The sequence below is a fragment of the Pseudomonas sp. B5(2017) genome (genome assembly GCF_002112825.1).
Classification (GTDB): Bacteria; Pseudomonadota; Gammaproteobacteria; order Pseudomonadales; family Pseudomonadaceae; genus Aquipseudomonas; species Aquipseudomonas putida_Z.
Genome location: NZ_NEIR01000002.1, coordinates 118,929 through 141,183 on the forward strand (window position 1 = coordinate 118,929; position 22,255 = coordinate 141,183).

Sequence of the window (22,255 nt, forward strand, 5' to 3'; positions counted from 1 at the left end):
GCGTTGCACAGGTTCGACCTGGCTCAGGTCGCCCTTGGCGATGCGCCCGGCCACGGCCAGGGTCTGGCGCAAAGGCTGGGTGATCTGCAGGGTGATCAGCCAGCCGGCCACGACGCCTACGGCCAACGCCAGCAGGGCTACAGTGGTCAGCAGCGAGCGGGCCTCAAGGGCTTCCCTGTCGCGCTGCTCGATCTTGCGTTTGCCGAGTTCCAGGCTTACCGCGCGCAGCTCGTTGCCCATGTTCTCCATGTTGTTTTGCAGCTGTTCGACACGCACCGCAGCCCGACGATACTCATCCAGGCTGGCGCGGTACTTGGCCAGCTGCTCCCCGGGCTGCTGGGTGAGCGCACGGGGCAAGCCAAGTGGAGCAAGGCCTTTGAGCAGTTGCGCAAGGCTGCTGGCGGCGGCATCCAGGGAGCTGTCGCCGACCTTGGCGAAGCTTTCCACAGGGGAGAAGGTATAGGCCGGAACCAGGCTCTGCTGGTTGGCACCGTCGACATGACGGCCAAGCGTGTCCATCAGCCCCAGCACACCGCCTTGCTGGCTGTCGGCAGGCATCCTCAGCAAGGCCTGGGTCTGGAGATCGTCGATCACTTCGGTGAGCTTCTGCTCATGGGCCTGCATGGCCTGGCGCAGGGCGATACGCTTGGCGACAGTATTCTCCAGCTCGCTGAAATCGTCGCGCAGGCGCTGCAGCAACGCCAGTTTTTCGGTCAGCATCTGCCGGGATTCATCCACGCTGCTACGTTGTTGCAAGGTGCTCAGCATGCTGTTGAGCTGGTCGAGAATGTTGGCTATCCGCGTTCTGCTGGCGTTGTCGTTGAGTACGCGGTAAGTGATGCGCTCTGCGCGCAAGTCTTTGGTCAGGTCGTTGATCAGGCCGATTTCGCTGAGTTGCTGCGAGCGCACAATGGCGTCATCCAGTGCACGCCAGCCACTGACGGTGGTGGCCAGGGTAAGCAGCAGGACTACGGCAAAGCCGAGGGCGAGCTTGGCTGCGACACTGATGTTGCCGAGCTTGCGGTTGAGGTAGCCGAGCATGAGGAATCTCCGTGCGATTGGGGGCGAGGATGCAGGCGCATTGCTGGCATCACACCTTTGCCAATCGGCAGCGGAGCTGTAGGACTTGACCTGATAATCAGGTAGGAAATTTCACTTCAACAGGTAGGAATACTCCACCTGCGCCGGCCTCTTCGCGGGTAAACCCGCTCCCACAGGTACTGCACAGATTTTGAGAACTGTGCGGTACCTGTGGGAGCGGGTTTACCCGCGAAGAGGCCAGTACAGGCGACCTACACATCAGCCTAGAGCCTGAACCGCCCCACCAACCCTTGCAGGTGGGTACCCAACCGCGCCAGCTCCACGCTGGAACTGGCCGTCTCTTCACTGGCCGCCGAGGTCTGGTCAGAAATATCTCGCACGTTCATCACGCTGCGGTTGATCTCTTCTGCCACGGCCGTCTGTTCTTCCGCTGCCGTGGCAATCTGCTGGTTCATGGCCTGGATCGAAGACACGGTACGGGTGATGGTCTCCAGCGAACTGCCGGCTCGGCGGGTCAGTTCGACGCTGCTGTCGGTCAACTGGCGGCTGCTGTCCATCACACTGGCCACACGCTGGGTGCCGCTCTGCAGGCCGGCAATCAGCTCTTCGATCTCTTCGGTCGATTGCTGGGTGCGCTGCGCCAGGCTGCGCACCTCATCAGCCACCACAGCAAAGCCACGCCCGGCCTCGCCGGCACGGGCCGCCTCGATCGCTGCGTTGAGGGCCAGCAGGTTGGTCTGCTGGGCCACCGACTTGATCACGTCGAGCACGCTGCCGATCTTGTCGCTTTCGGCCTTGAGCTGGTTCATCGCTTCGCTGGAGTTGACCACTTCGCCGGCCAGGCGCTCGATCTGCGCCACCGCCTCGCCCACTACACGATCGCCCTCGCGGGCCTGCTGGTCGGCCATCAACGCAGCTTCCGAGGCTTGCTCGGCATTGCGTGCCACCTCATGCACGGTGGCGGTCATCTGATTCATGGCGGTCGCCACCTGATCGGTCTCGACCTTCTGGTTGTTGACCCCGGCACTGGTCTGCTCGGTCACCGCCGACAACTCCTCGGCAGCACTGGCGATCTGCGTGACGCCATCACCGATGCCGCTGATCAGTTCGCGCAGGCCCTGGGTCATGCGATGCATGCTGGCTTGCAACTGGCCCAGTTCGTCGCGGCGTTGTGCCTGCAGGTTCAGGGTCAGGTCGCCACTGGCCACGCGTTCGGCGGCGTGCAAGGTCTGGCGCAGCGGGACGATGATCTGCCGGGTGATGGCCCAGGCCGCCAGCAGGCCGAGGGTCAGGGCCAGCACGGTGGCCACGGCGAGCACGGTCTTGGCCTGGGCCGCCCCGGCGTCGCGCACAGCGGTTTGCGAGGTGGTCATCGCCTGGCTGGTCTGCAGCAGTACCGAGCCGTGCTCGACCATGCTCTGCAGGGCATGCTCACTGGCGACCTGAGCATTGCCGAACTGGGTGACCGCGTCGCGGTAGCCTGCCAGGGCGGTGGTGGCATCGTCCAGGCTGGCAGCGTGCTCCGCCGGCACTTTGGCCGGTAGCGCGCGCAGCTCGGCCAAGGCCTGGTCGATGGCCTTCAGCGCCGTTTGCTGGTAGTCGGCGTTGCCGCTGTAGGTGTAGCCGCGTACCTGGAAGCGCGCCTGTTGCAACAGGGCGCTGACTTCCACCGCGTGCTGGTACTGGCTGATATCGCCACCCTGCAGCAGGCCGCGTTGCACCCGGCCAATCAGCTCTGCGGCCTTGTCGGCAGTATCGCCAAGCACGGCGCGGCTGGCCTCGCGGCGTTGGCCGGCCTGTTTCAGCTCGTTGAACGCCTGCTGGTAGCCGCGCACGGCCTCGCGCTGCTGCTCAAGGCGCTGGCTGTCAGCGGGCTGCTCGATCTGCCCGAGCATAAGCTGCACCTGGCGCTCGAGATTGCCCAGGGCTTTTTCCAGCTCTGCCACCGAGGCTTCGTCAGGCTGGCGCTGGTAATGCTGGCGGGCGATGCGCAGTTCCTGGGTGTACTGCTGGATGACCGAGATGTTCCCCAGCTTGTCGCCACGGTTGATGATGCTGTCCATGCCGTGCCAGCCAGCCAGGGTAATGGCCAGGGTCAACAGCAGCACCAGGCCGAAGCCCAGCCCCAGTTTGCGATTGACGCTCACATTGCCCAATGATTGGGCGAACCATTGATACATGTACGACTCCCCGGCGCCTTGGCAGCACGATTAATTGTTGTGTTGCCAAGACAATCGGCCTGGGGAGGGGAAACTTTATGGGTAAAAGTTGACTTAAGTGTCAGAAAATTCGTGAAAGCAGCGCTGTCACCGCGGTCTCTACCCGCAGGATGCGGTCGCCCAGCTGGACCGGAGCCAGGCCTGCCTTGCCTAGCAGGTCCACTTCGTAGGGGATCCAGCCGCCCTCCGGGCCGATGGCCAGGGTCACGGGCTGCTCCACGGCGCGCGGGCAGGCGGGGTAGGGGCCAGGGTGGCCGACCAGGCCCAGGGTGCCTGCGGCGATGGCCGGCAGGCGGTCTTCGACGAACGGTTTGAAGCGCTTCTCGATGATCACTTCGGGCAGCACGGTGTCGCGGGCTTGTTCCAGGCCCAGGATGAGGTTCTCGCGAATGCTGTCCGGGTGCAGGAACGGTGTTTGCCAGAAGCTTTTCTCGACCTTGTAGCTGTTCAGCAGGATCAGCCGCGGCACGCCAAGGGTGGCCACGGTCTGGAACAGCCGGCGCAGCATTTTCGGCCGAGGTACGGCCAGCACCAGGGTCAGCGGCAGCTTGGCCGGTGGCTGCTGGTCAAAGGCGACTTCCAGTTCGGCTTCGTGCTTTTCCAGGCGCAGCACCGTGGCCTTGCCCATCAGGCCGTTGATGCGGCCCACGCGCAGGTTGTCGCCCACCGCCACACGGTGGATGTCCTGCATGTGGGTGAAGCGCCGGTCTGCGAGAACGACGCGGTCGGCCGAGACGAAGTCGGCCTCTTCAAGGAGCAACAGGTTCACGGTTGGGTCGCTGGTGGCTGGTCGTTGTGGTCGTTGGCGGTTTCGTCGTGGGCGCTGCGCTTGCGGATCAGGCTGCCGCACAGCACGCCAATCTCGAACAGCAGCCACATGGGTACGGCCAGCAGGGTCTGGGAGAAGATGTCCGGTGGGGTAAGGACCATACCGACCACGAAGCAGCCGATGATCACGTAGGGGCGAATCTTCTTCAGGTACTTCACGTCGACCACGCCGATCCATACCAGCAGCACCACCGCCACCGGGATTTCGAAGGCCACGCCAAAGGCGAAGAACAGCGTCATCACGAAGTCGAGGTAGCTGGCGATGTCGGTCATCATCGAAACGCCTTCCGGCGTGGCGCTGGCGAAGAAGCCGAAGACCAGCGGGAACACCAGGAAATAGGCGAAGGCCATGCCGGCGTAGAACAGGAAGATGCTCGACACCAACAGCGGAATGGCGATGCGCTTTTCATGGCGGTACAGCCCGGGTGCGATGAAGCCCCAGATCTGCTGGAGGATGAACGGTATCGCCAGGAACAGCGAGACGATCATGGTCAGCTTGAACGGCGTGAGGAACGGCGAGGCCACGTCGGTGGCGATCATCGTCGCATTGGCCGGCAGGTGCTCGCGCAGCGGCGCGGAGACCAAGGTGTAGATCTGCTGGGCGAAGGAGAACAGCCCGGCAAAGATCAGGAAAATGACGGCAACGCAGCGCAGCAGGCGGGTGCGCAGTTCGGTCAGGTGCGAAACCAGCGGCATTGGCTGGTCGTGTTCCGGATTTTCGCTCATGGGGCTCGCGGCGGTTGAGGCGGTTCAGAAGGCGTGGCCGGGGTGGCAGCGGTCTCGACCGGCCTGGCTTCGAGCCCGACGGGGGGCTGAACGGTTGCGGTGGTGACAGGCGGCTGCGCCGGTGGCGTCATCGGGTTGAGGATGCGCTTGGCTTCCTCTTCCATCTGCAGGATGTGCTCGTTGTGCAGCTGGCGGCGGATTTCGTCGGCGCCGATTTCGCGCTCCACTTCCATCTTGATGCTGTTGAAACTGCGCTTGAGCCGGCCGATCCACAGGCCTGCCGTGCGCGCGGCACCGGGCAGGCGCTCGGGGCCGAGCACCAGCAGGGCGACCAGGCCGACGAGCAGCAGCTCGCTGAAACTGATGCCGAACATGGGTCAGTCTTTCCGCTGCGGCTCTTGAGCCGGCTGGGCCTGGCCTTCGATGGTGTGGCCCTGGTTCTGCTGGGCAGTGTTCTGCACCGGTGGAACGGGTTGGGCAGGCGGCGGGGTCTGCTCGGCTGGCTTGTTCTCTTCGTCGCTCATGGCCTTGCGGAAGCCCTTGATCGACTCACCCAGGTCACTGCCGAAGTTCTTCAGCTTCTTGGTGCCAAACACCAGGACCACGACCACCAGCAGGACGATCCAGTGTTTCCAGTCAAAGATACCCATTTCGTACTCCTGAAATTTACAGGTAAAGCGAATTGTTCTGGCAACGCGGTCCCTGTGGGAGCGGGTTCACCCGCGAACACCGGCTTAGCCGGTGCCATACACCGCGTCGCATTCTTCGCGGGTGAACCCGCTCCCACAAAAAAGAGAGGGGCCCTGCGCACCTAAATTACATCAGGCAGACGGCTGTCGAGCCGCCTTCTCATCATGCCCGGAAAGCCCGAAGCGGCGCTCCAGCTCATCGAGCACGGCTTGCGGATGCTGACCCAGCGCGCTGAGCATTACCAGGCTATGAAACCACAGGTCGGCGGTTTCGTAGATGACATCGCTGTAATCCTTGCTGACCGCGGCATCCTTGGCGGCAATGATCGTCTCGACCGACTCTTCGCCGAGCTTTTCGAGGATCTTGTTCAGGCCCTTGTGGTACAGGCTGGCCACGTAGGAGCTGTCGGGCGCCGCTTGCTTGCGTTCTTCAAGCACTTCGGCCAGGCGGTTGAGGGTGTCGCTCATGTCAGTGTCCTGCGCTGTAGATGGCATCCGGGTCTTTCAGGACCGGGTCGACGGTTTTCCACTGGCCGTCTTCGAAGACGCGGTAGAAGCAGCTTTCACGGCCGGTATGGCAGGCGATATGGCCCAATTGCTCGACCATCAGGATGATCACGTCGGCATCGCAGTCCAGGCGCATTTCATGCAGCTTCTGCACATGCCCGGATTCCTCGCCCTTGCGCCACAGCTTGCCACGCGAACGCGACCAATAGATGGCGCGTTGCTCGGCGGCGGTCAGGGCCAGCGATTCGCGGTTCATCCAGGCCATCATCAGCACGCGTCCGGTCTTGTGGTCCTGGGCGATCGCCGGTACCAGGCCCTCGCTGTTCCACTTGATCTCGTCCAGCCAGTCTTTCATCGTCGACTCCAAAGCGGGCCCGCTCCTGTGCCGGGCCCTTTGCGCTAGTGTGCCAGCCATGGGCGCGGCTGGCTATTGGCGCACGATCAGGTAAAGGCCGGCGGCCAGCATCAGCCAGGCCGGCCAGGCGGCAGGGGCGGCCAGGCTGGTGGCCGCGGCGGCACCAGCGGCCAGTACCGCACCACCGCCGAGCAGGCCGGCGCCGAGCAGGCGCAGCGCCCAGCGGTCGCCCTGGCGGCGCCGCTCCGGCAGTTGCGGATCGTGCAGGTGCGGTTGCGACAGGCGCTCGAGCAGGTCGCGGGCCATGTCGGCCAGGTGCGGCAGTTGCTCGACCTGGCTGTGGATGTTGCCGAGCACGGCCTTGGGGCTCATGCGGTCGCGCATCCAGCGCTCGAGGAATGGCTTGGCGGTGCTCCACAGGTCCAGCTCGGGGTACAGCTGGCGGCCCAGGCCCTCGATGTTGAGCAGGGTCTTCTGCAGCAACACCAGCTGCGGCTGCACTTCCATGTTGAAGCGCCGGGCGGTCTGGAACAGGCGCATCAGCACCTGGCCGAAGGAAATATCCTTTAACGGTTTTTCGAAGATCGGCTCGCACACGGTGCGGATCGCCGCTTCGAACTCGTTGACCTTGGTGTGCGCCGGCACCCAGCCCGAGTCGATGTGCAACTGGGCGACGCGGCGGTAGTCACGCTTGAAGAAAGCGATCAGGTTGCGCGCCAGGTAGTCCTGGTCCTCGGCGGTCAGGCTGCCGACGATGCCGCAGTCGATGGCGATGTACTGCGGGCTCCATGGTTTGACCGTGCTGACGAAGATGTTGCCGGGGTGCATGTCGGCGTGGAAGAAGCTGTCGCGGAACACCTGGGTGAAGAACACCTCCACGCCTCGTTCGGCCAGCAGCTTCATGTCGGTGCGCTGGTCGGCCAAGGTGGCCATGTCGGTCACCGGCACGCCGTAGATGCGCTCCATCACCAGCACCTTGGGGCGGCACAGGTCCCAGTACACCTGGGGCACGTACATCAGCTCGGAGCCTTCGAAGTTGCGCCGCAACTGGCTGGCGTTGGCCGCTTCGCGCAGCAGGTCGAGCTCGTCGTAGATGGTTTTTTCGTAGTCGCCGACGATTTCCACCGGGTGCAGGCGACGGGCATCGGCCGAAGCACGCTCGGCGGCCTTGGCGATCAGGAACAGCCAAGCCAGGTCCTGGGCGATCACCGGCTTCAGGCCCGGGCGCACCACCTTGACCACCACTTCCTCGCCACTTTTCAGGCGCGCAGCGTGCACCTGGGCCACCGAGGCCGAGGCCAGTGGCTCGACGTCGAAGCGGCTGAACAGTTGCGTCACAGGGGCGCCCAACTGCGCCTCGATCAGTGCCACTGCCTGCTTGGGGTCGAACGGCGGCACGCGGTCCTGCAGCAGCATCAGCTCATCGGCAATGTCGTTGGGCAGCAGGTCGCGGCGGGTGGACAACAACTGGCCGAACTTGATGAAAATCGGCCCCAGGTCCTGCAGGGCCAGGCGCAGGCGCGCGCCACGGCTGAGCTCGGACGGCTTGCGCGGCAGCCAGCGCCATGGCATCAGCAGGCGCAGGCTCATCAGCCACCAGGGCAGCGGCAGGTCGAACAGCAGGTCATCGAGACGGTAGCGGATCACCACACGCTGGATGCGAAAAAGACGGCGGACGGCGAGCAGCTTCATGCGTTATCGCTGGTATCAAGGGTTCGGGAAAGGCGCTTGAGGCGCGCCTCGAGGCGTTCTGTATCGAGCTTCAGGGCATCGAGCTCGCTGAAGGCGGCTTCGGCTTCGCGCTTGCCGACCAGGGTACGGGATTCTTCGGCCAGGTACTCGGAAAGGTTCTGGCTGAAGCGCGCCAGGCCCTGGCGGGTCCAGCGTGCACGCAGGCGGATGTGGCCCGCCAGCAGCGCCGTGGCGACCGGGCCGAGCCAGCGTTGCAGCTCGTGCTCCCAGTCCAGCTCCAGGTCCTGCAGCACACCGAACAGGTCGAGCAGCACGGCGCTGTCGCCATGCAGTTCGACTTGCGGGCTGTGCAGCACGGCAGTCTTGTCCCTGGCCAGGGCCAGTTGCGTCAGGCTGCCGGCCGGGGCGCGCAGGCTGCAGTCGACCTCGCCTTGCCAGTGGGCGGCGAGCATCAGGCCCTCTTCATCGGGCAGGATGAACACCTGCAAGGCCGGCTGGCGGCAGTCGATCTCGATGACCTTGCCCTCCAGCGCGGCCAGCCGCGGCAGGGCCGTGCTGTCCATGCGCAGGACGCGGTTCAGGCCATGTTCGGCGCTGGCGAGCAGCCCGGCCAGCAGCATCAGGGCTTGATCCCCCGGTGCACGGCAACGATGCCGCTGGTCATGTTGTGGTAGGTGACGCGGTCGAAACCGGCCTCGACCATCATGGCCTTCAGGGTTTCCTGATCGGGGTGCATGCGGATCGACTCGGCGAGGTAACGGTAGCTCTCCGAGTCGTTGGTGATCAGCTTGCCGGCCAGCGGCATGAAGGCGAACGAGTAGGCGTCGTAGGCCTTGGACATCAGCTTGTTGGTCGGCTTGGAGAACTCCAGCACCAGCAGGCGACCGCCCGGCTTGAGCACGCGCAGCATCGAGCGGATGGCTTCGTCCTTGTGGGTGACGTTGCGCAGGCCGAAGGCGATGGTCACGCAGTCGAAGTGGTTGTCCGGGAATGGCAGCTTCTCGGCATCGGCCTGGACGAACTCGATGTTGCCGGCCACGCCACGGTCGAGCAGGCGGTCACGGCCGACCTTGAGCATCGACTCGTTGATGTCGGCCAGCACTACCTGGCCGGTCGGGCCGACCAGCCGCGAGAACTTGGCGGCCAGGTCGCCGGTACCGCCGGCGATGTCCAGTACACGGTTGCCGGCGCGTACGCCCGACAGCTCGATGGTGAAGCGCTTCCACAGGCGGTGCATGCCGCCGGAAAGCACGTCGTTCATCAGGTCGTACTTGGCCGCTACCGAGTGGAACACCTCGGCGACTTTCTTCGCCTTCTGGCTTTCAGGGACGTCCTGGTAACCGAAATGGGTGGTGGGTTCGGCGTGGTCGCCTTTGCGCTGGTCGTTCATATCGCTTCACCGGAAAAAATTACCGCCATTCTAGGGCGAACGGGCGGATTTGTCTTGGCGGGGTGTGCCAGTGGGCAGGGGCGGGCATAATGCCCATTATGTCTTCATCTTCAGGAACACCCGCATGACCCAGATCAGCGTCGAACGCAAACATTCCCTCGGCCGTGATGCCGCCCGTGCCAAGGCTGAAGCGCTGGTCGACAAACTGACCCGCGAATACGACCTCAAGGCCACCTGGAACGGTGACCGGGTCGATGTGGCGCGAAGCGGTGCCAACGGCAGCGTGCACATCTTCGATGACCGCATCCGCGTCGAATTGAAGCTGGGCATGATGCTGTCGATGATGAGCGGCACCATCAAGGGCGAGATCGAGCGGGCGCTGGACAAAGCCCTGGCCTGACACCCCTTCCCGGGGCCATGCTCGTTCACCTTAGGGTGAAGATTCTAATTTCCCTCTCTACCTTGTGCTCAAGCCCAACCTCCATGGGCGGTTCCTCCTCCACTCATGAGCATGAGGTACAGAGCATGGCCAAAGTGACTGTGAAGAAAAAGGACGACGCCCCGGGTACGCTGGGCGAGGTACGCGGCTACGCGCGCAAGATCTGGCTGGCGGGCATCGGCGCCTATGCGCGTGTGGGCCAGGAAGGCTCCGACTACTTCAATGAGCTGGTCAAGGCCGGCGAAGGCGTCGAGAAGCGTGGCAAGAAGCGCATCGACAAGGAGCTCGATGCTGCCAACAACCAGATCGACGAAGCGACCCAGGAAGTCAGTCGCGTACGCGGCAAGGTCGAAGTTCAACTGGACAAGATCGAAAAAGCTTTCGACGCGCGGGTAGGTCGCGCCTTGAATCGCCTTGGCATTCCGTCTAAACATGACGTTGAGGCGTTGTCCATCAAGCTTGAACAGCTGCACGAGCTGCTCGAGCGCGTCGCGCACAAACCATAAGGAGAGCAGGATGGCTGGCAAGAAGAATTCCGAGAAAGAAGGCAGCTCCTGGGTCGGCGGGATCGAGAAGTACTCCCGCAAGATCTGGCTGGCGGGGCTTGGTATCTATTCGAAGATCGACCAGGACGGCCCGAAGCTGTTCGACTCGCTGGTGAAGGATGGCGAGAAGGCCGAGAAGCAGGCGAAGAAGACCGCCGAAGATGTTGCTGAGACTGCCAAGTCGTCGACCACTTCGCGCGTGTCGGGCGTGAAGGACCGTGCGCTGGGCAAGTGGAGCGAACTCGAAGAGGCCTTCGACAAGCGCCTGAACAGCGCCATCTCGCGCCTTGGTGTGCCGAGCCGCAACGAGATCAAGGCCCTGCACCAGCAGGTGGACAGCCTGACCAAGCAGATCGAGAAACTGACCGGCGCTTCGGTTACCCCGATTTCGTCGCGCACTGCAGCCAAACCGGCTGCGAGCAAGGCGGCGGCCAAGCCACTGGCCAAGACGGCAGCGGCCAAGCCTGCGGCAAAAACCGCGGCAGCCAGGCCGGCAGCCAAGGCCGCAGCGGCTAAACCTGCTGCGAAGACTGCGGCGGCCAAGCCTGCGGCGAAACCGGCAGCGGCCAAACCAGCTGTGGCGAAGAAGCCTGCTGTGAAGAAAGCACCGGCCAAGCCGGCAGCCGCCAAGCCGGCAGCTCCAGCGGCCAGCGCCGCTCCGGCCGCTAGCGCAGCTCCGGCGCCCACTGCGGCTCCGGCCAGCAACCCGCCTTCGGCACAGACAGGCACCGGTACCCTGATCTGATACCGCGTCGCCTTCTTCGCGGGTAAACCCGCTCCCACAGGTACTGCGCCGCTTGTAAGCTCTGCAACGTACCTGTGGGAGCGGGTTCACCCGCGAATGCGTCGGCTGCTGCAATACATCCCAGTCAGGCTTACCCCTCCAGATACCGCACCGCCAACTGCTCTGCCGCCCCCCGCGCCTGGGCCTGCAGATGCGGCGCCACCAGCATCATCACCTGGTACACCACAATCCCCACATCCCCCTCGCGCCCCAGTACCCGCTGGTAATCCAGCGAGAACATCAGTGTCAGGGTGATCTGCTCCACCAGTTGCCCCAGCGCCTGGGTCTCGCTCTCTACCAACCCTTGGCCCTTGAGGCTGGCCAGCAACGCTGCCAGCGTGCGCTTGAGCGCGTTGATCAGGTTGCGCATGCCGCGGGCCAGTTTGGGCAGGCGCCCGGTCAGGTTCGACAGGTCCTGGAACAGGAAGCGGTACTGCGCCATGCGTTCGACGATCAGGTGCAGGAACAGCCAGTAATCCTCGGCGTCAAGGCGTACCTCCAGCGGCGGGTCGAGCAAGGGCATCAGCGCTTCTTCAAAGCGCTCGAACAGCCCCAGCACCAACGGCTCCTTGCCGTGGAAGTGGTAGTAGAGGTTGCCAGGGCTGATGCCCAGTTCGTTGGCAATTTCCAGGGTGGATACGTTCGGTTCGCCCTGCTGGTTGAACAGCTGCAGGGCACATTCGAGGATACGGTCGCGAGTCTTCATCCAGTCGGCATGCTCATCGGGTCAGCACGTAGGTGCCCGGCGCGGGGCCCAGTGGTGGGTAGGTGGCATTGCCCAGTTCGCTGCGCGGTGCCTTGAGCGGGCCGGAGCGCGGGGTGATCCACTCCAGCCACAACGGCCACCAGCTGCCTTCGCTGCGCTTGGCGTCGTGGAACCAGGCGCGGGGGTCGCTGGACAGCTTGGGGTTGGCCAGGTAGTAGGCCTTGGGGTTGCCGGGCGGGTTGATGATGCTCTGGATGTGCCCGCTGTTGGCCAGCACGAAGCGCCGGTCGCCACCCAGCAGCAAGGCCGAGCGGTACACCGCATCCCACGGGGTGATGTGGTCGTTGCTGCCGGCCACGGTGAAACTGTCCAGCTCGACCTTCTGCAGGTCGATGGGTGTGCCGCATACCTCCAGGCCGGCGGGGTGGGTCAGCGGGTTGAGCTTGAAGAAGTCCAGCAGGTCGCCATGCAGCGCGGCGGGCAGGCGCGTGCTGTCGGCGTTCCAGTACAGGATGTCGAAGGCTGGTGGTGTCTTGCCGAGCAGGTAGTTGTTGACCCAGTAGTTCCAGATCAGGTCGTTGGGCCGCATCCAGGCGAAGATCCGCGCCACCTCGGCGCCATCCAGCACGCCGCGCTGGTAGGAGCGGCGCTTGGCGGCCTCGATGGTCTGCTCGTCGGCGAACAGGCTGGCGGGGCTTTCGAACTTGCTGTCCAGCAAGCTGACCAGGTAGGTGGCGCTGCGCACCCGGCGCAGCTGGTGCTTGGCCTGCAGGTGGCCCTGCAGCGCGGCCATGGTCAGGCCGCCGGCACAGGCGCCCATCAGGTTGGGGTCGCGGTTGCCGCTGATGCTGCGGCAAGCGTTGAGCGCTTCTTCCAGGGCCTGAACGTAGCTGGACAGGCCCCATTCGCGGTGGCGCGGGTCGGGGTTGCGCCAGCTGACCATGAACACCTGCAGGCCATTCTTGAGCATGTACTGGACGAAGCTGTTGGTCGAGCTGAGGTCGAAGATGTAGAACTTGTTGATCTGTGGCGGCACCACCAGCAGTGGCCGGGCGTGCTGCTTTTCGCTCATCGGCTTGTACTGGATCAGCTCCAGCAGCTCGTTGCGAAACACCACGGCGCCGGCGGTCGCGGCCAGGTTGCCGCCCACTTCGAATGCGCGCTCGTCGACCTGGCGTGGCAGGCCGTCATTGTGGCGCAGGTCATCGAGCAGGTGGGCCACACCGCGCACCAGGCTCTGGCCACCGCTGTTGAACAGTTCCTTGACTGCCAACGGGTTGAGCAGCGAGTTGCTCGGCGCCAGGGCATCGTTGATCAGGTTGAACAGGAAGTGCGCACGGGCCCGGTCATCGTCGTCCAGGTGGCTTTCCTCGATCCACAGTCGGGTTTGCTTCTGCCAGGCCAGGTAGGCCTGCAGACCGCGACGGTAGAACGGGTTCTGGCTCCATGTCGGGTCGCTGAAGCGCGAATCGCGCGGGTTCGGCTGAAGCGGTGTGTCACCCAGTATCACCCGGCCCAGCTGGCCACCCAGGGCCAACAGGTGATGCGCGGTATGCAGCGGGTGACGCAGGCTTTGGCGGCTGACATTGCGCAGCGTGGAAATCAGGTCACGACCGCGCAGGCCGAGGATAGCGTTCTGCACGTTCATGCTGGTGGCGGGAAGCGTTGGCGTTCCTTTGGCCGGTTTGTCTTTCATGGCAACACTCCCTCGTCCTGACCTGGTGCCTCATGACTAAACATATTCACTGATCTAGCAGGGTCTCTGTGGGAGCGGGTTCACCCGCGAACACCGGCGAAGCCGGTGCCATACACCGAGTTAATTTCTTCGCGGGTGAACCCGCTCCCACAGGGTCCCAAATCGCCTTCACACACCCGAAGCCGGGCGAGGGTGCATGACGGCGCGCTGTCGTTCTTGCTGAAGGAACTTCATGATGATCGGGGCGACGGCCTCGGCCCGGGTGATCAGGAACAAATGACCGTCGTCGATAATGTGTAGCTGGGCATTGGGAATCCGCCAGGCCAGCAGGCGCATGTTGATCAGCGGGATCAGCGGGTCGTCGTCGCCGGCCAGCACCAGGGTCGGTTGCTGGATCTTGTGCAGCCAGTGGATGCTGGTCCAGCCGAGCCCGGCGAACAGCTGCCAGTAGTAGCCCATCTTGCCGCCGGAGCGCACCTTGGCGGCGTGCTGCATGGCCAGTTCGGGGTCACGCCGGAAGCCGCCGCCATAGATCGTCGGCGCAATGCGGATGACATGCGACGGCTGCACGTAACGCCGTGGGCTGGCCATCATCCACAACACCTTGGGCTTGCCTGGCACCATCACCGCACCGGCTGCGGTGGCGGCCAGCACCAGTTTCTTGCAGCGTTCGGGGTAATCGTGGGCGAACTGCTGGGCCAGGGCGCCGCCCCAGGACACGCCGATGGCATTGACCTGGCCGTAGTCGAGGTAGTCGAGCATGCGTGCCGTCAGCTTGGCCAACCCGGGGAAGCGGTAGGGGTGGCGCGGCGTGGACGATCCGCCGACCCCGGGTACGTCAAAGGCAATGACTTCCAGGTCCGGGTCCAGTGCTTCGATGAACGGAAACACCAGCTCCAGGTTGGCACCGATGCCGTTGAAGATCAGCAACGGCGTCAGGTGCGGTTTGCCCGGGCGGACGGCGGTGCGGATGGACTGGTTATCCAGCTCGACGGTCCTGAAGATGTAGGGTTGCGGCATGCGCGTGACTCATGGGGTGAAATGAACACCGTGGCGCCCCGCAGGGGGCCACGGCGCTGCAGCTCAACGCTCGTGAACGTAGGTGCCCGGGGATGCCTCGCCAGCGGCATAGGCACGGTTGCCCAGGCGGGTTGGCGCCTTTTTCAGCTCGCCGGCACGCTCGCCCAGCCAGCTTTGCCAGTGCAGCCACCAGGAGTCGGCATGCTTGGTGGCGTTTTCCTGCCAGGCCACCGGGTCACCCGGGCGATCGGCACCGGTCATGAAGCGCGCCTTGGGGTTGCCTGGCGGGTTGAGGATGCTCTGGATGTGGCCGCTGTTGGACAGCACGAACTCGATCTTGCCGCCGAACAGGTGCGCCGAGCGGTAGCACGACTGCCACGGGGTGATGTGGTCGTTGGTGCCGGCAAGGCTGTAGATGTCGCATTTGACCTGTTTCAGGTCGATCGGGGTGCCGCAAACCTCCAGGGCGTCCGGGCGGGTCAGCGGGTTGCTCTTGAACATTTCGATCAGGTCGCCGTGGAAGGCGGCCGGCAGGCGCGTGGTGTCGTTGTTCCAGAACAGGATGTCGAACACCGGCGGCTCGTTGCCGAGCAGGTAGTTGTTGACCCAGTAGTTCCAGATCAGGTCGTTGGGGCGCATCCAGGCGAACACCTTGGCCATCTCGCTGCCTTCGAGCACGCCGGCCTGGTAGGAGTGGCGCTTGGCGGCCTCCAAAGTCTGCTCGTCGACGAACAGGGCGACCTGGTTGTCCATGGTGGTGTCCAGCACGCTGACCAGCAGGGTCAGGGCATTGACCTTGTTTTCGCCGAGGGCGGCATAGTGGCCGACCAATGCCGTGCAGGTGATGCCGCCGGAGCAGGCACCGAGCATGTTCAGGTCCTTGCTGCCGGTAATCGCCAGCACCGCATCGACCGCCTCCTTGAGCGCGTCGATGTAGGTGGACAGGCCCCATTCGCGCTGGGCTTTGGTCGGGTTGCGCCAGCTGATGATGAAGGTCTGCTGCTGCGAGCGCAGGCAGTAGCGCGCCAGGCTCTTTTCCGGGCTCAGGTCGAATACGTAGAACTTGTTGATCTGCGGCGGCACCACCAGCAGCGGGCGGGCATGCACCTGCTCGGTGATGGGGCTGTACTGGATCAGCTCCAGCACATCGTTGCGGTACACCACGGCGCCTTCACTGGTGCCCAGGTTCTTGCCCACCTCGAAGGCGTCCATGTTCACCTGGCTGGGCATTCCACCGTTGTTGACCAGGTCCTTGGCCAGGTTGGACAGGCCATCGAGCAGGCTCTTGCCGCCGGTTTCGAAAAAGCGTTTGACCGCTGCCGGGTTGGACAGGGTGTTGGTCGGAGCCATGGCTTCGGTCATCAGGTTGATGACGAACTGGCCGCGGCTGATGTCCTGGGGCGACAGGTCGCTGTTGCCGATCCAGTCCTGCAGCTCCTTGCGCCAGGCCAGATAGGTTTGCAGGTAGCGGCGGTAAAGTGGGTTGTTGCTCCATGCCGGGTCATTGAAGCGGCGGTCGTCGCTTTCCGGGGCAAGGCTGGACTTGCCCAGCAGCACGTTCTTCAGCTCCAGGCCAAAGTGGGCCACATGTTTGGCGCTGTGCAGCGGTTGGCGCACGGCCTGGCGCAGCACGGTGCGTGCCGAGCTCAACAGGTCTTTGCGGCGGATACCGATGACCGGGTTCAGCCCCAGGGTGTTTTCCGAGGCCTGCCGCTGCAGCTCATCGTTGTTCTTGTTACTCATCTACGACGCTCCGTTGTCCTGAGACGAGTACCGGTTGCTGTGGCGGGTGCACAGTTCTGAGCCCGGTACTGCTACTCGGGTGACCAGTGATAAGGAACAGCGGTGCTGCGAGGGCTCTGACTACCTGCAATTTGATGCAGGGAACTTGCCACCCCCATTGGTTACCCGACTTTCATGTAATGCGCAAGACAGCCCGTCACTGGGCTGTCTGTAAGTCATTCAAACAGATGATTTTAGAAAATGCGCTCTAAATCCTGCAGGCCTTGCGCTAGAGCATGAGTTTGACCACCGACTCGGCAGGGTCGCGGGATTTCCCGGCCTTGTGCAGTTCGTCGAGGTACTCGGCCCACAGCTGTTCCTGGCGCAGGCACAGCTGCTCGAGATATTCCCAGGTGAACAGGCCGCTGTCATGGCCGTCGTCGAAGGTCAGTTTCAGTGCGTATTGCCCGGCTGGCTCCAGGCCGCTGAGGCCGACGTTGATCTTGCCGAACTGCAGGATGGGGTTACCGTGGCCCTGGACCTCGGCGGAGGGGGAGTGCACGCGCAGGAATTCGGCGGGCAGGTGGTAGACCTCGCCGGGGGCGTAGGTGAGGCTGAGGGTTTTCGAGGCTTTGTGCAGGTTGATGGCGGTGGGCAGGCGGGCCATGGGCGGAATCTCTCGGGAGCTGATGGTGCACAGCTTCAGGAGATTCGGGGGATTGTGCAAGGGGGCTGCTTTGCAGCCCATCGCGACACAAGGCCGCTCCTAAAGGAGATCGCGTTCCCCTGTAGGAGCGGCCTTGTGTCGCGATGGGCCGCAAAGCGGCCCCTGCGGTCTTACAGGATGTAACGCGACAGGTCTTCGTTCTGCGCCAGCTCACCCAGGTGGCTGTTCACATACGCCGCGTCGATCTGGATCGGCGCTTCGTCATGGGTGCTGGCCAGGTCGCCAGCGCTGAACGACACCTCTTCGAGCAAACGCTCGAGAAGGGTGTGCAAGCGGCGGGCACCGATGTTCTCGGTCTTCTCGTTGACCTGGTAGGCAATCTCGGCCAGGCGCTTGATACCGTCGGCGAGGAACTCGATGTTCAGGCCTTCGGTCTTGAGCAGGGCCTGGTACTGTTCGGTCAGCGACGCGTGCGGCTCCTGCAGGATGCGCTCGAAGTCTTCCGGGGTCAGGGCCTTGAGTTCCACACGGATCGGCAGGCGGCCTTGCAGCTCGGGCACCAGGTCGCTCGGCTTGCTCAGGTGGAACGCACCCGAGGCAATGAACAGGATGTGGTCGGTCTTGACCATGCCCAGCTTGGTGTTGACGGTGCAGCCTTCGATCAGCGGCAGCAGGTCGCGCTGCACGCCTTCACGGGACACGTCGGCGCCGCCAACGTTGCCGCGCTTGGCAACCTTGTCGATTTCGTCGATGAACACGATGCCGTGCTGCTCGACAGCTTCCAAGGCCTTGGCCTTGAGCTCTTCCTCGTTGACCAGGCGGCTCGCTTCTTCATCGCGAACCATCTTCAGTGCTTCTTTCACCTTCAGCTTGCGCGCCTTGCGCTTGCCTTTGCCCATGTTGGCGAACAGGCTCTGCAGCTGGTTGGTCATTTCTTCCATGCCGGGCGGCGCGGCAATTTCGACGCCCACGGCATCGGCCACTTCGATCTCGATTTCCTTGTCGTCCAGCTGGCCTTCGCGCAGGCGCTTGCGGAACAGCTGGCGGGTGTTGGAATCGGTGCTAGTCTGCGCGGCTTCCTCGGCGAAGCTGCTGACCCGCGCCTGTGGCAGCAGGGCGTCGAGGATGCGGTCTTCGGCGGCGTCTTCGGCGCGGTGGCGCACGCGGATGATCTCTTGCTCACGCAGCATCTTCAGCGCGGCATCGGCCAGGTCGCGGATGATCGACTCGACGTCGCGGCCCACGTAGCCCACTTCGGTGAACTTGGTGGCTTCGACCTTGAGGAACGGCGCGTTGGCCAGCTTGGCCAGGCGGCGGGCGATTTCGGTCTTGCCGACGCCGGTAGGGCCGATCATCAGGATGTTCTTCGGGGTCACTTCGGCGCGCAGCTCGGCGGGGAGCTGCATGCGCCGCCAGCGGTTGCGCAGGGCGATGGCCACGGCGCGCTTGGCGTCGTCCTGGCCGATGATGTGGCGGTTGAGTTCGTGGACGATCTCGCGGGGGGTCATGGACATGATGAAAATGGTCCTCGGGCGGAATGAATCAGCGTGGAAAAACCCCATCACCGGGATGAGGCGCCAGAACAGCTGATCAGTCGGCCAGGTCCTGCTCCTCGATGGTCAGGTTGTGGTTGGTGAACACGCAGATGTCGCCGGCGATGTTCAGGGCGGTCTCGGCGATTTCACGGGCCGAGAGGTCGGTCTTGTTCAGCAGGGCGCGGGCTGCGGCCTGGGCGTAGGCGCCGCCGGAACCCATGGCGATCAGGCCGTCTTCGGGTTCGACCACGTCGCCGTTGCCGGTGATGATCAGGGAGGCGTCCTTGTTGGCCACGGCCAGCATGGCCTCCAGGCGGCTCAGGGAGCGGTCGGTACGCCATTCCTTGGCCAGCTCCACGGCAGCGCGGACCAGGTGGCCCTGATGTTTCTCGAGCTGGCCTTCAAAGCGCTCGAACAGGGTGAACGCATCGGCGGTGGCGCCGGCGAAGCCCGCGATGACCTGGCCGTGGTACAGGCGGCGCACCTTCTTGGCGTTGCCTTTCATCACGGTGTTGCCGAGGGATACCTGGCCGTCGCCGCCCATGACGACTTTGCCGTTACGGCGGACAGAAACGATGGTGGTCAAGGGGAGAGTCTCCACGCAGCGGGGCGAAAGTGCCTGATGCAGACTCATATGGGGGTGGGGGGAAGGATTTCAACCGTGGGGGATGAATGGTCGGCTCGGTCTCTTAACCGTACTCGGTCGATGTAGGAGCGGCCTTGTGTCGCGAAAGGGCTGCAAGGCAGCCCCAGGATCTCGGCATCATGCAAGATTAGCTGGGGCCGCTTTGCGGCCCGATCGCGACACAAGGCCGCTCCTACACAAAGCGAGTGTGCGCTTTGTCAGGCCTCGTGGCAGACATGCCCATCGACCAAGGTATAACGCACCGCACCTGGCAGGCAGTGGGCGATGAACGGGCAGTTCTCGCCGCGCGAGAACCACTGCTCGCCGGCCACGGTCGAGGCTTGCGGGTCGAACAGCACCAGGTCGGCCGCGCCACCCACTTTCAGCTCGCCGGCCGGCAGGCGCAGGGCCGCCGCCGGGCCGCTGCTCAGGCGGGCCAGCAAGGTTGGCAGGTCGAGCAGGCCGTCCTGCACCAGGGTCATGGCCAGCGGCAGCAGCAGTTCGACGCTGCTGATGCCCGGCTCGGTGGCGCCGAACGGGGCCAGCTTGGCGTCGCGCTCGTGCGGCTGGTGGTGGCTGGAAATCGCCTGGATCACCCCCGACTTCACCGCCTCGCGCAGGCCGTCGCGGTCAGCGGCGGTGCGCAGCGGCGGCTGCACGTGGTACAGGCTGGAGAACTCGCGCAGCGATTCGTCGGTGAGGATCAGCTGGTACAGCGCCACATCGGCGGTCACCGGCAGGCCCAGGGCCTGGGCTTGGGCGATCAGGCGCGCGCCGCGGGCGCTGGTGATCTGGGTGAAGTGCGCACGCACGCCGGTCTGTTCCACCAGCAGCAGGTTGCGCGCCAGGGACACGGTCTCGGCGGTTTCCGGAATGCCCGGCAGGCCGAGGAAGCTGGCCATGGCACCTTCGTGGGCCAGGCCGCCTTGGGCCAGGTCGCGGTCCTGGGAGTGGAACACCACGGTCAGGTCGAAGGTGGCGGCGTATTCCAGGGCGCGGGCCAGGGTACGGTTGTTGGGGATTTCCTTCAGGCCATTGCCGAAGGCCACGCAGCCGGTGTCGCGCAGGGCCACCAGCTCGGCCAGTTGCTCGCCTTCCAGGCCCTTGGTCAGGGCGCCGATCGGGTAGACCTTGCTGTTGGCGGCCTCGCGGGCGCGGTCGAGGATCAGTTCGGCCACGGCCGAGGTGTCCAGCACCGGCTTGGTCTGCGGCGGGCAGCACAGGCTGGTGACACCGCCAGCGACGGCGGCACGGGTTTCACTGGCGATGTTGCCTTTGCGGCTGTAGCCCGGCTCGCGCAGGGACACGCCGAGGTCGACCAGGCCGGGCGCGGCGACCAGGCCATCAGCCTGGATCGTGCGGCTGGCGCTGAAGCCGGCCGGGGCGGCACCGATGGCGGCAATGCGGCCGCCGTCCAGGTGCAGGTCGGTGACCTGGTCCAGGCCGCTGTTGGGGTCGATGACCCGGGCGCCGAGAATACTGATGGTCACTGGGCGTTCTCCTGGTCGAATTGACGTTGCGCGTTCTGCCCGCTCATGGCCATGGACAGCACGGCCATGCGCACGGCGATGCCGTAGGTGACCTGGTTGAGGATCACCGAGTGCTTGCCGTCGGCCACCGCCGACTCGATTTCCACGCCACGGTTGATCGGGCCCGGGTGCATGACGATGGCGTCGGGCTTGGCCCCGGCCAGGCGCGCGGTGGTCAGGCCGAACAGGCGGTAGAACTCGCCTTCGCTGGGCAGCAGGCCACCGGCCATGCGCTCACGCTGCAGGCGCAGCATGATCACCACGTCGACATCCTTCAGGCCTTCGGCGAGGTCGGTGTACACCTTCACACCGTACTGCTCGATACCGATCGGGATCAGGGTTTTTGGGCCGATCACGCGGATGTCCGGGCAGCCCAGCGCTTTCAGCGCCAGCATGTCGGAGCGGGCCACGCGCGAGTGCAGGATGTCGCCGACGATGGCCACCGACAGGTTCTCGAAGCTGCCCTTGTGGCGGCGGATGGTGAGCATGTCGAGCATGCCCTGGGTCGGGTGCGCATGGCGGCCGTCACCGCCGTTGATCACGGCAACTTCCGGGCACACGTGTTCGGCGATGAAGTGCGCGGCCCCGGAGTCGGAGTGACGCACCACGAACATGTCGGCGGCCATGGCTTCGAGGTTGCGCAGGGTGTCGAACAGGGTCTCGCCCTTGCTGGTCGAGGAGGTCGACACGTTCAGGCTGATCACGTCGGCCGACAGGCGCTGGGCCGCCAGTTCGAAGGTGGTACGGGTACGGGTGGAGTTCTCGAAGAACACGTTGCACACGGTCTTGCCGCGCAGCAACGGGACTTTCTTCACGGCCCGGGCACCGACTTCCAGGAAGGAGTCGGCGGTGTCGAGGATCTCGGTGAGCAGTTCGCGGGGCAAACCGTCGAGCGAGAGGAAGTGGCGCAGCTGGCCCTGATCATTGAGCTGCAGCGGGCGCTTGGCGTCGATTGGCGTCATCGCGGGGGACTCTTAAAGGGCGGAAGCGGAGGCGAGGTCCTGGCGCTCGAGAGCGAGCGGTGCGGGTCCGGTCAATTTTACCCGTTCATGGGCGGCCAGCGACAGGGTGGCGCCGAGTACATTCGGGCGGATTGGCAGTTCGCCGGCATCCAGGTCCAGCAGGCAGACCAGGGTGACGCTGGCCGGGCGGCCATAATCGAACAGTTCGTTGAGCGCGGCGCGCACCGTGCGGCCGCTCATCAGCACGTCATCCACCAGCACCAGGTGCTGGCCCTCGACCTCGAACGGCAGCTCGGAAGGGCGCACTTGCGGGTGCAGGCCGTTCTGGCTGAAGTCGTCGCGATAGAACGACACGTCCAGAGTGCCCATGGGGCTGGTGTCGCCCATGGCTTCCTGCAGGGCCTGGGCAACCCAGACGCCGCCGGTGCGGATGCCGATGTAGCGCGGTTCGGTAATTGCCCGGCGGGCCAGGTGGGCGCGAAGGTCGACGGCCATCTGCCGAATCAGTTCGGCTGGATCGGGTAGGCTCATTGCAGGCTCCTCGGAAGGGTGCGCCGGGCGGGCCCGGCGGCAAAGAT

Annotated in this window: 23 protein-coding genes and 1 pseudogene; 3 read left to right on the forward strand and 21 right to left on the reverse strand. The window is 64.5% G+C overall.

Annotated features, from left to right (window positions below):
* The 11 genes and pseudogenes from CAG00_RS29240 to ubiE form a co-directional block, all read right to left on the reverse strand.
* Positions 1 to 1,041 (reverse strand): annotated as a pseudogene (locus CAG00_RS29240) (methyl-accepting chemotaxis protein); the annotation flags it as partial.
* Between the two features lie 263 nt (positions 1,042 to 1,304).
* Positions 1,305 to 3,221, reverse strand: a complete 1,917-nt coding sequence (locus CAG00_RS03275) for a methyl-accepting chemotaxis protein (RefSeq protein WP_085663491.1) — start codon at positions 3,219 to 3,221, stop codon at positions 1,305 to 1,307.
* Positions 3,222 to 3,321: 100 nt separating this feature from the next.
* Positions 3,322 to 4,029: a 16S rRNA (uracil(1498)-N(3))-methyltransferase gene (locus CAG00_RS03280; protein WP_025340919.1), complete on the reverse strand. Its 708-nt coding sequence runs from the start codon at positions 4,027 to 4,029 to the stop codon at positions 3,322 to 3,324.
* Entirely contained in the window at positions 4,026 to 4,814 is a 789-nt protein-coding gene (gene tatC / locus CAG00_RS03285; RefSeq protein ID WP_085663492.1) for a twin-arginine translocase subunit TatC, read from the reverse strand. The genes CAG00_RS03280 and tatC overlap by 4 nt, the downstream gene beginning before the upstream one ends.
* Complete coding sequence (gene tatB / locus CAG00_RS03290) at positions 4,811 to 5,188, reverse strand: Sec-independent protein translocase protein TatB (RefSeq protein ID WP_085663493.1); 378 nt, start codon at positions 5,186 to 5,188, stop codon at positions 4,811 to 4,813. Before tatB ends, tatC begins: the two co-directional genes overlap by 4 nt.
* Positions 5,189 to 5,191: 3 nt before the next feature.
* Positions 5,192 to 5,464 carry a twin-arginine translocase TatA/TatE family subunit gene (locus CAG00_RS03295; RefSeq protein ID WP_025340917.1) on the reverse strand — a complete coding sequence of 91 codons (273 nt, stop codon included), beginning with the start codon at positions 5,462 to 5,464 and terminating at the stop codon, positions 5,192 to 5,194.
* A 171-nt stretch (positions 5,465 to 5,635) separates the two neighbouring features.
* Entirely contained in the window at positions 5,636 to 5,971 is a 336-nt protein-coding gene (locus CAG00_RS03300) for a phosphoribosyl-ATP diphosphatase (protein WP_013974545.1), read from the reverse strand.
* A gap of 1 nt (position 5,972) precedes the next feature.
* Complete coding sequence (gene hisI, locus CAG00_RS03305) at positions 5,973 to 6,365, reverse strand: phosphoribosyl-AMP cyclohydrolase (RefSeq protein WP_013974544.1); 393 nt, start codon at positions 6,363 to 6,365, stop codon at positions 5,973 to 5,975.
* Positions 6,366 to 6,437: 72 nt separating this feature from the next.
* Positions 6,438 to 8,057, reverse strand: coding sequence for a ubiquinone biosynthesis regulatory protein kinase UbiB (ubiB, locus tag CAG00_RS03310; RefSeq protein WP_075046599.1), 1,620 nt, complete (start codon positions 8,055 to 8,057; stop codon positions 6,438 to 6,440).
* Entirely contained in the window at positions 8,054 to 8,677 is a 624-nt protein-coding gene (locus CAG00_RS03315; protein WP_085663494.1) for an SCP2 domain-containing protein, read from the reverse strand. The genes ubiB and CAG00_RS03315 overlap by 4 nt, the downstream gene beginning before the upstream one ends.
* Entirely contained in the window at positions 8,677 to 9,447 is a 771-nt protein-coding gene (ubiE, locus tag CAG00_RS03320) for a bifunctional demethylmenaquinone methyltransferase/2-methoxy-6-polyprenyl-1,4-benzoquinol methylase UbiE (RefSeq protein WP_013974541.1), read from the reverse strand. The genes CAG00_RS03315 and ubiE overlap by 1 nt, the downstream gene beginning before the upstream one ends.
* Positions 9,448 to 9,571: 124 nt before the next feature.
* On the opposite strand from ubiE, the gene CAG00_RS03325 reads away from it, so the two are divergent.
* From CAG00_RS03325 to CAG00_RS03335, 3 genes are all read left to right on the forward strand, one after another.
* On the forward strand, positions 9,572 to 9,847 hold the full coding sequence (locus CAG00_RS03325) for a polyhydroxyalkanoic acid system family protein (protein ID WP_015272091.1): 276 nt from the start codon (positions 9,572 to 9,574) through the stop codon (positions 9,845 to 9,847).
* 125 nt (positions 9,848 to 9,972) lie between these two features.
* The gene (locus CAG00_RS03330) at positions 9,973 to 10,392 is read left to right on the forward strand and encodes a phasin family protein (protein WP_023663112.1); all 420 of its coding nucleotides are present in this window, start codon (positions 9,973 to 9,975) and stop codon (positions 10,390 to 10,392) included.
* A 10-nt stretch (positions 10,393 to 10,402) separates the two neighbouring features.
* Positions 10,403 to 11,176 carry a phasin family protein gene (locus tag CAG00_RS03335; RefSeq protein ID WP_085663495.1) on the forward strand — a complete coding sequence of 258 codons (774 nt, stop codon included), beginning with the start codon at positions 10,403 to 10,405 and terminating at the stop codon, positions 11,174 to 11,176.
* Positions 11,177 to 11,306: 130 nt separating this feature from the next.
* Here CAG00_RS03335 and CAG00_RS03340 read toward each other — a convergent pair whose 3' ends face one another.
* The 10 genes from CAG00_RS03340 to pyrR all read right to left on the reverse strand — a co-directional run bounded on the left by CAG00_RS03340 (position 11,307) and on the right by pyrR (position 22,208).
* Entirely contained in the window at positions 11,307 to 11,921 is a 615-nt protein-coding gene (locus CAG00_RS03340; protein ID WP_075046596.1) for a TetR/AcrR family transcriptional regulator, read from the reverse strand.
* A 13-nt stretch (positions 11,922 to 11,934) separates the two neighbouring features.
* Complete coding sequence (gene phaC, locus CAG00_RS03345; RefSeq protein WP_085663496.1) at positions 11,935 to 13,617, reverse strand: class II poly(R)-hydroxyalkanoic acid synthase; 1,683 nt, start codon at positions 13,615 to 13,617, stop codon at positions 11,935 to 11,937.
* Positions 13,618 to 13,785: 168 nt separating this feature from the next.
* Positions 13,786 to 14,637 carry a poly(3-hydroxyalkanoate) depolymerase gene (gene phaZ / locus CAG00_RS03355; RefSeq protein WP_075046593.1) on the reverse strand — a complete coding sequence of 284 codons (852 nt, stop codon included), beginning with the start codon at positions 14,635 to 14,637 and terminating at the stop codon, positions 13,786 to 13,788.
* A gap of 63 nt (positions 14,638 to 14,700) precedes the next feature.
* Entirely contained in the window at positions 14,701 to 16,380 is a 1,680-nt protein-coding gene (gene phaC, locus CAG00_RS03360) for a class II poly(R)-hydroxyalkanoic acid synthase (protein WP_025340910.1), read from the reverse strand.
* A 268-nt stretch (positions 16,381 to 16,648) separates the two neighbouring features.
* Positions 16,649 to 17,026 carry a gamma-butyrobetaine hydroxylase-like domain-containing protein gene (locus CAG00_RS03365; RefSeq protein WP_003249306.1) on the reverse strand — a complete coding sequence of 126 codons (378 nt, stop codon included), beginning with the start codon at positions 17,024 to 17,026 and terminating at the stop codon, positions 16,649 to 16,651.
* Positions 17,027 to 17,196: 170 nt separating this feature from the next.
* Positions 17,197 to 18,540, reverse strand: a complete 1,344-nt coding sequence (gene hslU, locus CAG00_RS03370; protein ID WP_015272084.1) for an ATP-dependent protease ATPase subunit HslU — start codon at positions 18,538 to 18,540, stop codon at positions 17,197 to 17,199.
* A 76-nt stretch (positions 18,541 to 18,616) separates the two neighbouring features.
* Positions 18,617 to 19,147, reverse strand: a complete 531-nt coding sequence (gene hslV / locus CAG00_RS03375) for an ATP-dependent protease subunit HslV (RefSeq protein WP_003249309.1) — start codon at positions 19,145 to 19,147, stop codon at positions 18,617 to 18,619.
* 257 nt (positions 19,148 to 19,404) lie between these two features.
* Positions 19,405 to 20,676 carry a dihydroorotase gene (locus CAG00_RS03380; RefSeq protein WP_085663497.1) on the reverse strand — a complete coding sequence of 424 codons (1,272 nt, stop codon included), beginning with the start codon at positions 20,674 to 20,676 and terminating at the stop codon, positions 19,405 to 19,407.
* The gene (locus CAG00_RS03385; RefSeq protein WP_003257774.1) at positions 20,673 to 21,677 is read right to left on the reverse strand and encodes an aspartate carbamoyltransferase catalytic subunit; all 1,005 of its coding nucleotides are present in this window, start codon (positions 21,675 to 21,677) and stop codon (positions 20,673 to 20,675) included. The genes CAG00_RS03380 and CAG00_RS03385 overlap by 4 nt, the downstream gene beginning before the upstream one ends.
* A gap of 12 nt (positions 21,678 to 21,689) precedes the next feature.
* A complete protein-coding gene (pyrR, locus tag CAG00_RS03390) occupies positions 21,690 to 22,208 on the reverse strand; it encodes a bifunctional pyr operon transcriptional regulator/uracil phosphoribosyltransferase PyrR (RefSeq protein ID WP_025340908.1) in 519 nt (172 codons plus the stop codon).
* Between the last annotated feature and the right edge of the window lie 47 nt (positions 22,209 to 22,255).

Excerpts from the sequence above, each read along its gene's own strand:
- CAG00_RS03335 (WP_085663495.1), top strand. The coding sequence starts at position 10,403 with ATGGCTGGCAAGAAGAATTCCGAGAAAGAAGGCAGCTCCTGGGTCGGC.
- ubiE (WP_013974541.1), bottom strand. The coding sequence starts at position 9,447 with ATGAACGACCAGCGCAAAGGCGACCACGCCGAACCCACCACCCATTTC.
- hisI (WP_013974544.1), bottom strand. The coding sequence starts at position 6,365 with ATGAAAGACTGGCTGGACGAGATCAAGTGGAACAGCGAGGGCCTGGTA.
- phaC (WP_085663496.1), bottom strand. The coding sequence starts at position 13,617 with ATGAAAGACAAACCGGCCAAAGGAACGCCAACGCTTCCCGCCACCAGC.
- phaZ (WP_075046593.1), bottom strand. The coding sequence starts at position 14,637 with ATGCCGCAACCCTACATCTTCAGGACCGTCGAGCTGGATAACCAGTCC.
- CAG00_RS03295 (WP_025340917.1), bottom strand. The coding sequence starts at position 5,464 with ATGGGTATCTTTGACTGGAAACACTGGATCGTCCTGCTGGTGGTCGTG.
- pyrR (WP_025340908.1), bottom strand. The coding sequence starts at position 22,208 with ATGAGCCTACCCGATCCAGCCGAACTGATTCGGCAGATGGCCGTCGAC.
- CAG00_RS03315 (WP_085663494.1), bottom strand. The coding sequence starts at position 8,677 with ATGCTGCTGGCCGGGCTGCTCGCCAGCGCCGAACATGGCCTGAACCGC.
- CAG00_RS03325 (WP_015272091.1), top strand. The coding sequence starts at position 9,572 with ATGACCCAGATCAGCGTCGAACGCAAACATTCCCTCGGCCGTGATGCC.
- CAG00_RS03330 (WP_023663112.1), top strand. The coding sequence starts at position 9,973 with ATGGCCAAAGTGACTGTGAAGAAAAAGGACGACGCCCCGGGTACGCTG.
- tatB (WP_085663493.1), bottom strand. The coding sequence starts at position 5,188 with ATGTTCGGCATCAGTTTCAGCGAGCTGCTGCTCGTCGGCCTGGTCGCC.
- tatC (WP_085663492.1), bottom strand. The coding sequence starts at position 4,814 with ATGAGCGAAAATCCGGAACACGACCAGCCAATGCCGCTGGTTTCGCAC.
- hslU (WP_015272084.1), bottom strand. The coding sequence starts at position 18,540 with ATGTCCATGACCCCCCGCGAGATCGTCCACGAACTCAACCGCCACATC.
- CAG00_RS03275 (WP_085663491.1), bottom strand. The coding sequence starts at position 3,221 with ATGTATCAATGGTTCGCCCAATCATTGGGCAATGTGAGCGTCAATCGC.
- phaC (WP_025340910.1), bottom strand. The coding sequence starts at position 16,380 with ATGAGTAACAAGAACAACGATGAGCTGCAGCGGCAGGCCTCGGAAAAC.
- CAG00_RS03385 (WP_003257774.1), bottom strand. The coding sequence starts at position 21,677 with ATGACGCCAATCGACGCCAAGCGCCCGCTGCAGCTCAATGATCAGGGC.
- CAG00_RS03365 (WP_003249306.1), bottom strand. The coding sequence starts at position 17,026 with ATGGCCCGCCTGCCCACCGCCATCAACCTGCACAAAGCCTCGAAAACC.
- CAG00_RS03340 (WP_075046596.1), bottom strand. The coding sequence starts at position 11,921 with ATGAAGACTCGCGACCGTATCCTCGAATGTGCCCTGCAGCTGTTCAAC.
- CAG00_RS03300 (WP_013974545.1), bottom strand. The coding sequence starts at position 5,971 with ATGAGCGACACCCTCAACCGCCTGGCCGAAGTGCTTGAAGAACGCAAG.
- ubiB (WP_075046599.1), bottom strand. The coding sequence starts at position 8,057 with ATGAAGCTGCTCGCCGTCCGCCGTCTTTTTCGCATCCAGCGTGTGGTG.